Origin of the sequence: Leucobacter sp. M11, from assembly GCF_035726885.1 — a bacterium.
Taxonomy (GTDB): Bacteria; Actinomycetota; Actinomycetes; order Actinomycetales; family Microbacteriaceae; genus JAPFRB01.
Map to the genome: position 1 here is coordinate 612325 of NZ_JAPFRB010000002.1, position 9848 is coordinate 622172.

Genomic DNA, 9848 nt, shown 5'->3' on the forward strand with positions numbered 1-9848 from the left:
ACAGCCAGCGGGGCCGGCGCAGGAAGGTCCGCCACCGACCGTTCGCCCCATACACCGCGCGGGATTGGAGCTCCGAGCCGGTTGCGAGCAGCAGCGCCCCGCCGAAGGCAACGACGAGGCCGAGGAAGAATCCGGGGGTCATACGGGCCCGCCCCTCCGCGCTCCCCCGCCGCGTGGCCCCGGGCGGGGAGGCGCGGGGCCGCTGGGGCGGTGCGCCCGCGCCGGGGCGACGGCGGCGCGGTCCAGCAGCGGCGTGGTGCCCGCTCGCGGGGAGCGTGCGCTGAGCGTTTGGCGGGCGGGCATGGCGGCCCCTTTCCAGGGTGAGCGTGCGGAGATACGGTGTTCTCCTCACCCTAGAAATCGCCCGCGCTGGCGAACACCTCCCACGGGTTGAATTCCCTCGTACCAAGGCACGAGATCTCGGGTCGAAGCCCGCGGGCAAGCGGCGCGAGCCCCACCATCGAACGCGTCGCGGGGACCGAGGTGCGCGGCGTACCCGCTGGACCAGATGCCAGCGTTGGGGGGCAGGAACGTCCGGCGGTGAGCGCTGTGGGCTCAGCACCCACTGGGCAGCGTTCCCGGGGATGTGCTCGCACTGTCTCCTGCGAGAAACACCCGGCCCCGCGGCAGTCGATGAATCACCATTAAGTCACTGACCGCTGTATAGTCAGTGCATGCTGACTCTCACTTCCCGCGTTGACGCGATGAATCGCTTGGGGCGGGCGATGGCTGATTCCACACGATCGAGAATCTTATTGTCGCTCCTCACGAAGCCCGGATACCCGGCCAAACTCGCCCGTGAGCTCAATCTGACGCGCACAAATGTATCGAACCACCTGACGTGCTTGCGCGGCTGCGGGATCGTTGTCGCTGAACCAGAAGGGCGGCAAACGCGCTACGAGATAGCCGACCCGCACCTCACCGCAGCATTGAACGCGCTCGTGGACGTCACCCTCGCGGTTGACGAGAATGTGCCGTGCCTTGACCCAACGTGCGCCGTTCCGGGGTGCTGCGACCTACAGGCAGCAGCTGTGATGCGTGACGCTGCAGAGAGCCGACCGTGACCGCCGACTGCTGCGCACCTGGTGTCACGACCCCCACAGATGAGACTACGGATGAGGTGGCGAGCCGGTGGTGGCGTGACTCAGGAATCCTGATTCCGCTCGTTTCTGGCATCGCGTTCCTCACCGGACTGCTCTTGGATTGGGCATCGTTCCACGCTGTCGCACTTGTCGCGTATTGGGTTGGGTTACTCCTGGGTGCGTACACGTTCCTGCCCGGCGCGATCGGCACGCTTGTGGTGCGCCGGAAGGTTGGGATTGCGCTGTTGATGACGATCAGCGCCATCGGTGCGGTGATCCTCGGCCATGTCCAGGAAGCTTCTGCTCTCGCTTTTCTCTACTCGATCGCCGAAGCATTGGAAGACAGGGCGATGGGTCGTGCTCGCGGGAGCTTGCGCGCCTTGCTGAAACTCGTACCCGACACAGCGACAGTTCTTCTCGACACTATCCCCACAGAGATCCCGGCACGAGAGCTCAGCGTCGGTCAGATCCTTGTCGTGCGGGCCGGTGAGCGAATCGCAACAGACGGTATCGTCCGAACAGGGCAATCACGTTTGGACACCTCGGCCATCACAGGCGAGTCGATCCCTCTCGAGGTCGGGCCTGGAGATGCGGTCTCAGCTGGAGCGATTAACTCCGCCGGGGTGTTAGAAATCGAGACCACCGCGGACGGAACAGAGAACTCACTGACCACGATCGTGACACTCGTCGAACAGGCTCAGGCAGAGCAGGGCGAACGGGCGAGGCTTGCCGACCGGATCGCTCGCCCGCTGGTCCCCGGCGTCATGATCCTTGCCGCCCTCGTTGGCATTCTCGGGGCGCTGCTCACCGGTGATCCGGAGACCTGGATCACGCGCGCCCTGGTGGTGCTCGTTGCTGCCAGCCCATGTGCGCTGGCGATCGCTGTCCCAGTGACCGTGGTGTCTGCGATCGGCGCGGCCAGCACATTCGGCGTCATCGTCAAGAGCGGTGCCGCGTTTGAGCAGCTCGGCACCGTCCGGCATCTCGCCGCCGACAAGACCGGCACCCTCACCCGTAATCAGCCCGCCGTGACCGGTGTGCTCTCCAGAGAGGGGTTTACTGAGGATGAGATCCTTGCGTTTGCTGCGGCGCTAGAGCAGTACTCAACCCACCCGCTTGCAACCGCGATCACAAGCGCCGCGGAGAACAGACCGATCGCGGTTGATGTTTCAGAAGAAGTGGGGCGCGGGGTAACCGGAACCGTGGATGGACACCGGGTTGCCGTAGGGAGCCCTCGGTGGATACGTCCCGGGCCGTTCACCGCTGAGGTAGCGGCGATGGAGGCCGCGGGACACACTGTTGTGCTGGTCACCCGCGAGAGCACCCTCATCGGAGCCATCGGGGTACGCGACGAGCTCCGGCCCGAAGCCCCCAAGGTTGTTGAGACTCTGCGCAGGCAGGGCATATCGGTGTCGATGCTGACCGGCGACAATAGACGAACCGCCCATGCGCTCGGCACGATCGCTGGCATCAGCGACGTGCACGCCGAGCTTCGCCCCGAGGACAAAGCCCGCCTGGTGGCGAAACTCGCAACGCGCACACCGACCGCGATGATCGGCGACGGCATCAACGATGCCCCCGCTCTTGCCAGTGCCAGCGTCGGGATCGCGATGGGGGTGTCCGGGTCAGATGCCGCAATCGAATCCGCCGATGTCGCCTTCGTCGGGCACGACCTGCACCTGCTCCCGCACGCTCTCCGCCATGCACGGCGGGGGCGGATGATCATGAATCAAAACATCGCCCTGTCTCTACTGATCATCATCGTGCTGTTGCCGCTGGCGATCACGGGCGTCCTCGGGCTGGCTGCTGTTGTCCTCGTTCATGAGCTTGCCGAGGTGATCGTGATCGCCAATGGACTCCGCGCCGGACTGTCCCGGCGGAAGCAGGTTGAGCAGCCCACCACTCACTTCACCCATTCCACCAAGATCCCGCTTTCTCCGTAGTGGCGTGCGCTGACACAAAGCAGAAGCGGGAGGTGCCGAATTGAGCCGAGCCCCCAGCTGCGATGCGCCTGGGGCGGCCCCGATCCCGCGCACCGCCGCGTCTCAGCCGGGGCTCCCCGTGCGCGGGGAACGGCACCACGGTACTGTTCCGCTTCCCGCCCCGGAGCCGGTGGGGTGCGCGGAGGGTTCGCCCTCACCCCGACGGGCCGTTCGTCGTACTGCGGTCCCGCGCCCATCTCCCCGAGCAGGCTGACGAGTCCGGTACCCACGTCCGATCCCTCGGGGTGCGGTCGCGAGGATGATCGACGTATGAGCCAAAACACCACGACCCACTTTCGCCTCGCCGCAGCCGTTGGTGGCGCGCTGTCCATCGGCCTGTTGCTGTCCGCCTGCGGTGCGATCGACACGGCGATGAAGTCCGCCGCCGATGCCTGGAGCGTCACCTACGAGGTCACCACAGACAGCGCTGACCCCGTCGCGCTGACCGAGGTGTCCTACCTGGACATGGAAACCCGCACGAGCGGCCAGAGCACCGTTCGGGTGCCGGACGCCACGACCGCCGCCGACGGCGCGGGCCTCCCCCGCTGGACGGCGGAGACCATCGTCATCACGGGCGATTCCGCGAGCGTGTCGGCGACGCCGCCCGAGGGGGTCGCCGCGAGCTGCCGGATCCTGCTCGACGGAAAACGGGAGATCGCCGCCGAAACCGGGCAGCCGGGTGAGCCCGTGCGCTGCGACGAGGTGACCCCGAAGTTCGACTAGGCGTGCCGAGGCCCGGCGCGCCTGGCACGCGGGCCTCGATCCCTCACCCCCGCTCCCCGGGTTCGGCCGCGTCATGCACGGTGCGGGACTCGCTCGTCGAGCGCGCGGGGAGTTTCCCCAGGGATGCCGCACCGGCCGCGAGCACGAGCACCGCCATCCCGGTCAGGGCCGGGGCGAAGCCCAGTTGTTGCACCCCGAATCCCGTGAGGAGCGGACCCAGCGCGAGTCCCCCGGCGTAGGCGAGCGTGTAGAGCGCGAAAGAGGCGCCCAGCGTGGGCGGCGTGGCCCGGAAGCCCTGCTCGCTGATCAGGGTGGTCGCCGGGGCGAGGAGCAGCGCGGAGGAGATCCCGAGGAGCGCCATCCCCACGCAGGTCAGCCAGAGCTGCGGTGCCCAGCCGATCACGGCCAGGGCCCCCGCGGCGGCCACGACCCCGCTGCCGATGAGGACGCGGGGTGATGCGGCCGTGACGAACCGCCCGACGAGGGGATTGGCGACGATCGCCGCGAGCGAGGCCAGCCCGAACAGGAGGCCGATCGTGAGCGCCGTGGCCCCCAGGTGCACGGGGAGCACGGGTTCGACCCCGGAGAGCACGCCCGCGCCGATCGCGATCGCGACCACGATGGAGACGGAGCCCGGCACGCGCAGCACCGCGAGCGGTCCCGCCGGGTCGTCCGTGACCCGGGGTGACCCCTGGACGAGCACGAGCCGGAGCACGCCGTCGAGGAGCGCGATCCCCGCCGCGAGAAGGAAGGGCGCTGCCGTCCCGAAGCGCTCGACCAGGAACCCGGCAATCGGTGGCCCGATGAGGACCCCGAGGGTCAGGCTGGAGATCGCGATCCCCATTGACTGACCGCGTTTTTCGAAGCTGGTCGTCGCCGCGATCAGCGAGAGGGCGGCGACCCAGGACATCCCCCCGGCGATGCCCTGGGCGATCCGGGCGACGAGGAGCAACCAGTACGGTCCGCCGGTGGCAAACAGGAGTGTGGCCAGCGCGAGACCGACGAGGCCGATCAGGAGCGGGGTCTTCGGGCCGTGCCGGTCCACGATGCGCCCCGCGAACAGCGTGGCAACGATCATGGCGGCGGCGTATGAGGAGAACAGGATACCCGTGGCGGCTGGCCCCGCCGCCACCACCGCGGGCAGGAGGGGGAGCACGGGAACGGCCAAGCCGTGCACGAGCATGTCGTTGAACACGGCGGCGGAGCCCACGATGAGGGCGCGGCCGGGAGAGGTGCCCCGATTCATCGGGGCGAGAGCTGGATTCGTCATGGGTGAGGGGTCCGTTCAGGGGAGCACCCCGGCGCTCAGCGCCACGAGGGTGGCCCTGAGCTCGGTGGGGTGCGGAAGGTCTGTGGGTCGGGTGACCGCGGTCACCGTGAGCCCCTGGAGCAACACCAGCGCGAGGCCCGCGACGGCTTCCCGTGGGGCAGCCGCCGAGCGAGGCAGCATGGCGGCGATCTGTTCCTGCCAGGAGTCGAGCGCGGCGTTCTTTTCCGCGGGGTCATCGAGAGCTTGGGGCGCGACCAGCACCGTGCTGGCGGCGAGCGCCCGGAAGAGCGCGTCGTCCCTGAGGAGGGCCACGAAGTCGGCCAGCAGTGCGGCGAGCGCGGGTTCTTCGCGAACGCGAAAGATGCGTTCGCCGTATCTGGTCCATCCCCAGGAGAGGGCCTGCTGCAGCAGGGCTTCCTTGGAGCGGAAGTGGTGGTGCAGCGCTCCCCGGGTGAGACCGGCGCGCTCGGCGACCCGCTCGAAGGTTGCTCCCCGCCAGCCGTGTTCTGCGAAGGCCAGGAGCGCAGCCGCAAGGAGCGCCTCACGCGTGCGGGCCGCGTCCGCTGCCGTCCGTTTCATAGATACAAGCTAACATGTATATTGCACATTAAGCGAGCGCTTCTTTTCTCACCCAGGAGAACGCTCCGACTCAGGCGGCCCTGCCCCGCTGGCGCGGGGCAGGGTCGGTCCTAATCCTCCTGGGCGATGGTGATGCGGTAGTCGAGCGGGGTCCGCACCGAGCGGGCGATGAAACACAGCTCCCCGACTCGGTGATGGAGCGCCTCGGCGAGCGTCGCGTCACTCTCGGCGGTGATTGTCACGACCGGGTTCAGCGTGACCGATTGAAACTCGCCACCACCCCCGACGTCCTCGATCATGACGCCGGTGGGCCGGTCTTCGTAGGCCGTCACCACGACCCCGGCGCTCGCGGCAAGGTTCAGGTACCAGAGCATGTGGCACTGCGACAGCGCGGCCACGAAAAACTGCTCCGGGTTCCAGCGCGTCGGATCCCCGCGGAACGCGGGGTCCGAGGAGGCGGCGATGGTCGGCAGGCCCGACGCGGCCACGTCATGGTTTCGCGAGTACGCGCGGGCGTTCGTCGTCCCGACTCCGGTGTTCCCGGTCCAGGTGACGGCGACCTCGTACTGGTGTTCAGGCATGGGATTCCTCCGGTTCGAGTTCGAGCAGTGCGTTTCGTGTGGTCAAGATATGCGCCTCGGCGGCGCTGCGGGCCTTGTCGGGCAGCCCGGCCCTCAGGGCGGTCAGGATCGTGCGGTGCTCGCGATCGACCTCGGCGACGCGATCCGGGGTCCGGATGGTGTGCCGGGTGCTCACGGTGACCCGGTCCCACCACTGGTCGAGCGCCAGCATGATCACGGGGCTCTCGGAGAGCGCGGCCACCCCGCGGTGGAAGTCGCGGTTCGCATCCGCACCTCCGGCAAGGTCGCCCGCCCGGGTCAGAGCGTCGGCGTCATCGGCGAGCCGGTCCAGCTCCGCGAGCGACGCCGGGGTGACCCGGCCCGCCGCGACCCGCTCGGCCGCGAGCCGCACCGCCCACCCCTCGAGGCCCGCGCGCGCGGTGAGCACGTCGGCCATCTCCGCCGCGGCCATCACCCGGATCCGAACGCCGCGACCCTGCGCGAAGACGAGGCCGTCACCCTCGAGCCGCTGGAGCGCCTCGCGGACGGGGGTCCGGCTGACGCCCAGCTGGGCGGCGAGCTCCGCCTCAGAGGTGCGCTCCCCGGGTTCGAGCGCGCCCGAAACCACGAGGTCTTTCAGTTCCTGGTACGTCGACATGCCTCTATCATTGCATGCACTTGGAGTTAATGCATGCGATAAATCAGTTTGGACGCTTGCCCGCCTTGATCCGGCGCCGGATCAGCCGCGTTCGAGCTTGCTCGCGCAGGGTACGCATCGCTCCCGAAAGGGGCGCACCTCCAGCTGTTCGGCCGGAATCGCGTTCCCGCAGGAGGCGCAGACTCCATAGGTTCCCTCCGCGAGGCGGTGCAGGGCCGACTCGGCCTGGCGCGCATCCTCCCGCGCGGACTCCAGCAGGCCGCCCAGCATCGACCACTGCGAAGACAGGGTCACCCCTTCCGGGTCGTGCTCATCATCGTCGGACTCACTGCGGCGAGCGCTCGTCAGCGCATCAATGTCAACCTCAAGCTTCGCGACCCGGGCAAGCACGCGGGCTTGCTCCTCGGCGAGCATCGACCGCAGCGCTTGACGCGTCGCGCCCGCGGTCCCCTCGGTGTCTGCGGTCATGTCGCACCCCTCCTCCCGGCCGATTCGCTGCCCGCCCGTGATCCCTGATTCTGGCGGGGGCGCTCGGCGCCGTTCAGACGAGTACAGCACACCGGGGGAGGTTTCGCATCGGGTGCTCCCGGCGGGCTGGTACCGTGGGCTGAGCGGTAACAGGCGTGAGACGAGGACGGTGAGGCGAGTGCGGAGAGCCCGGCATTCCCGCCCCTCGACACTCCTCGGCCTCGTCGTGATTGCTCTCGCCCTCGTCGCCGCGCTCGGGGCGCACGCGCTCAGCGCTGCCGTGCCCGGCCACACGGCCACGTCGCAGGCGACGACGCACCTGACGCTCGACGAAAGCGCCGGGTTCGCCCCGGGCGCGGACGGTCCGGCCGCTCCGGCGACGCCGGGGTGCCCGGAGGCGTGCAGCTCGCCGGAGGACCCCGCGACGCTGGCCGCGGTTGCGGCCTGTTTTCTGACCGTTCTCCTCGTGCTCGGCTGGTTCCTCCTCCCCGCCCTCAAGCTCCTCGCCGGTGCCGGCGTCCGCCTGAGCGGGAGCCCACCGGCCCCGGCCCGCCCGAGGCCGACCCGTGGCGTGCCCCTGCTCCAGCTGCTATCCATCAGTCGCACCTGACGCAGCCGCGCCCGCTGCCTTCCCGCGCACGGCCCTCGGGGTTCCGTGCCGAACCCGGCAGGAGCGCACCGCGCCCCCAGCCACCTCTTGTTCTCCAGCTTGGCGTTGCCACGCTGCCCCGCGCGTCCATCCGGCGTGCGCGGCGGGCGGGCAACAGAAAGATTTTCGCATCATGTTCTCGCTTGCTCCCCCCGCCCTCGTTGCCGCAGCCCTGCCGGGCCAGCCCCGCGCGGCAGAAACCGCGTTCCCCTTCGACATCGGCCACTTCTTCGGGGTGCAGATCTGGCAGCTCACGCCGCTGTCGGTGCTTGCCGTCATCTGCCTGGCCCTGTACCTGTGGGGCGCGATCGCCCTCTGGCGGCGGGGGAAACGCTGGGGCGTCGCCACCACGATCTCCTTCGTGCTCGGCTGCGTCGTGTGGTTCCTCGCGACGGGGGCCGCGGTCACCCGCTTCGCGGATGAGCTGGTCTCGGTGCTGCTCTTCCAGCAGCTGACGCTCATGGTGGTCGCCCCGCCGCTGCTCCTTATCGGCTCCCCGGGTCGGTTGCTGCTCACCGCGGTGCCCCGCACCGGGCTCGGCCGTCCCGTGCTCCGGATGGCGCTCGCGGGGTACCGCTCGCCGGTCTCTCGGGTGCTGTTGCACCCCGCCGTGGCCATTATCGTGCCACTGCTCGCGTTCCCCGCCCTGTACTTCAGCGACGCCATCAGCTGGGTCCTGGCCCAGCCGGGCGGGCACGGCCTCCTGCTCGGCTCGTTCCTCCTCCTGGGCATCATCGCGGGTGCCCCGCTCTGGTCGCGAGACCCGCTCCCTCGTACCCCTTCCTATGTGGTCCGCCTCGCCGAGGTGTTCATCGAGATCCAAATTCACGCGATCTTCGGACTCATTCTGCTGCTCAGCACCGGCCCGCGCTTCTCCTGGTACTGGGAGGACCCGGAGGCCTGGGGCATCAGCCGGGGCTTCGACCACGCCATCGGCGGCGGCCTCGTCTGGTCGTACGGCGAGCTGCCGCTCCTGATCGTGCTCATCGTGATCCTGTCGAAGTGGCGCAACCGCGACCTCCGCACCGCCCGCCACCGCGAGGCTGAGGAGGACGCCGCGCTGGAACAGTACAACGCGTACCTGGCCGCGCAGGGCCGGGTCGACGAGCGGTAGCCCGGCCCGCACCTGACGGAATCTGGGCCGCACGACCAACCGGCACCGTCGGGCAGCGGGCGATCGTCCCCGCCCTGGGGTAGCCTGCGTCCATGACCCTCGACGCCGTTTCCTCACCCGCGCCTGCCGACGACCGGAGCCTGCCAGAGGAGGCGCTGGCCGAGCTCCTGGCGACGCTGGGGGCGGAGGCGGTCGTCCTCGACGAGGCGGTCCGCGCGACGGTGAGTCGGGACCGCGCTCCCGTGCTGGAGGAGCACCTTCCCGTCGCCGTCGTGTTCGCGCGGAGCATCGGCGACGTGCAGGCCGTCCTCCGCTGGGCGAGCGAACACCGGGTTCCCGTGGTGCCCCGCGGAGCCGGATCCGGGATCTCCGGGGGCGCGCACGCCACCGCGGGGTGCGTGGTGCTCTCGCTGGAGCGCATGGATCGCGTCCTGGAGGTCGACGTCGAAGCCGGGGTGGCCCGGGTGGAACCGGGCGTGATCAACGGCGACCTGAACGCTCGCGTCGCCGCAGACGGGCTCATGTTTGCCCCGGATCCGGCGAGCTCGGCCATCGCCACGGTCGGCGGGAACGTTGCGACCAACGCGGGCGGCCTGCGCTGCGTGAAATACGGGGTGACTCGGGACGCGGTGCTCGGCCTGACGGTCGTCCTCGCCTCTGGTGAGCTGCTCCGCACGGGCGGCCGCACGCTCAAGGACGTCTCCGGCTACGACCTGACGGGGCTCTTTGTGGGCTCGGAGGGGACGCTGGGCGTCGTCGTGGA

11 protein-coding genes are annotated in these 9848 nt (G+C 69.4%); 6 read left to right on the forward strand and 5 right to left on the reverse strand.

The window, feature by feature from the left end; all coding sequences use genetic code 11:
- The first annotated feature begins 674 nt into the window (after positions 1-674).
- The 3 genes from cmtR to OOT08_RS07315 all read left to right on the forward strand — a co-directional run bounded on the left by cmtR (position 675) and on the right by OOT08_RS07315 (position 3787).
- On the forward strand, positions 675-1064 hold the full coding sequence (gene cmtR, locus OOT08_RS07305; protein WP_325091936.1) for a Cd(II)/Pb(II)-sensing metalloregulatory transcriptional regulator CmtR: 390 nt from the start codon (positions 675-677) through the stop codon (positions 1062-1064).
- Positions 1061-3025: a heavy metal translocating P-type ATPase gene (locus OOT08_RS07310; protein ID WP_325091937.1), complete on the forward strand. Its 1965-nt coding sequence runs from the start codon at positions 1061-1063 to the stop codon at positions 3023-3025. Before cmtR ends, OOT08_RS07310 begins: the two co-directional genes overlap by 4 nt.
- Before the next feature lie 309 nt (positions 3026-3334).
- Positions 3335-3787, forward strand: coding sequence for a hypothetical protein (locus OOT08_RS07315; protein ID WP_325091938.1), 453 nt, complete (start codon positions 3335-3337; stop codon positions 3785-3787).
- Between the two features lie 43 nt (positions 3788-3830).
- On the opposite strand, the gene OOT08_RS07320 is transcribed toward OOT08_RS07315, so the two are convergent.
- From OOT08_RS07320 to OOT08_RS07340, 5 genes are all read right to left on the reverse strand, one after another.
- Positions 3831-5057: an MFS transporter gene (locus tag OOT08_RS07320; protein WP_325091939.1), complete on the reverse strand. Its 1227-nt coding sequence runs from the start codon at positions 5055-5057 to the stop codon at positions 3831-3833.
- 15 nt (positions 5058-5072) lie between these two features.
- The gene (locus OOT08_RS07325; RefSeq protein ID WP_325091941.1) at positions 5073-5636 is read right to left on the reverse strand and encodes a TetR/AcrR family transcriptional regulator; all 564 of its coding nucleotides are present in this window, start codon (positions 5634-5636) and stop codon (positions 5073-5075) included.
- Positions 5637-5746: 110 nt separating this feature from the next.
- Positions 5747-6217 carry an OsmC family protein gene (locus OOT08_RS07330; protein WP_325091942.1) on the reverse strand — a complete coding sequence of 157 codons (471 nt, stop codon included), beginning with the start codon at positions 6215-6217 and terminating at the stop codon, positions 5747-5749.
- Positions 6210-6854: a GntR family transcriptional regulator gene (locus OOT08_RS07335; RefSeq protein WP_325091943.1), complete on the reverse strand. Its 645-nt coding sequence runs from the start codon at positions 6852-6854 to the stop codon at positions 6210-6212. Before OOT08_RS07335 ends, OOT08_RS07330 begins: the two co-directional genes overlap by 8 nt.
- Positions 6855-6935: 81 nt before the next feature.
- Entirely contained in the window at positions 6936-7322 is a 387-nt protein-coding gene (locus OOT08_RS07340) for a TraR/DksA family transcriptional regulator (RefSeq protein ID WP_325091944.1), read from the reverse strand.
- Between the two features lie 178 nt (positions 7323-7500).
- Between OOT08_RS07340 and OOT08_RS07345 the strand changes: the two genes are divergently transcribed.
- The 3 genes from OOT08_RS07345 to OOT08_RS07355 form a co-directional block, all read left to right on the forward strand.
- Positions 7501-7932: a hypothetical protein gene (locus OOT08_RS07345; protein WP_325091945.1), complete on the forward strand. Its 432-nt coding sequence runs from the start codon at positions 7501-7503 to the stop codon at positions 7930-7932.
- A gap of 172 nt (positions 7933-8104) precedes the next feature.
- Positions 8105-9085 (forward strand): cytochrome c oxidase assembly protein, encoded by a 981-nt coding sequence (locus OOT08_RS07350; protein WP_325091946.1) that lies wholly within the window; start codon positions 8105-8107, stop codon positions 9083-9085.
- A gap of 92 nt (positions 9086-9177) precedes the next feature.
- Positions 9178-9848, forward strand: a 671-nt coding sequence (locus OOT08_RS07355; RefSeq protein ID WP_325091947.1) for an FAD-binding oxidoreductase, incomplete at its 3' end; no start/stop codon positions are given.

Bases quoted from the DNA above. Each gene is read 5' to 3' on its own strand.
- OOT08_RS07335 (WP_325091943.1), bottom strand. From the start codon at position 6,854: ATGTCGACGTACCAGGAACTGAAAGACCTCGTGGTTTCGGGCGCGCTC.
- cmtR (WP_325091936.1), top strand. From the start codon at position 675: ATGCTGACTCTCACTTCCCGCGTTGACGCGATGAATCGCTTGGGGCGG.
- OOT08_RS07325 (WP_325091941.1), bottom strand. From the start codon at position 5,636: ATGAAACGGACGGCAGCGGACGCGGCCCGCACGCGTGAGGCGCTCCTT.
- OOT08_RS07340 (WP_325091944.1), bottom strand. From the start codon at position 7,322: ATGACCGCAGACACCGAGGGGACCGCGGGCGCGACGCGTCAAGCGCTG.
- OOT08_RS07320 (WP_325091939.1), bottom strand. From the start codon at position 5,057: ATGACGAATCCAGCTCTCGCCCCGATGAATCGGGGCACCTCTCCCGGC.
- OOT08_RS07315 (WP_325091938.1), top strand. From the start codon at position 3,335: ATGAGCCAAAACACCACGACCCACTTTCGCCTCGCCGCAGCCGTTGGT.
- OOT08_RS07350 (WP_325091946.1), top strand. From the start codon at position 8,105: ATGTTCTCGCTTGCTCCCCCCGCCCTCGTTGCCGCAGCCCTGCCGGGC.
- OOT08_RS07330 (WP_325091942.1), bottom strand. From the start codon at position 6,217: ATGCCTGAACACCAGTACGAGGTCGCCGTCACCTGGACCGGGAACACC.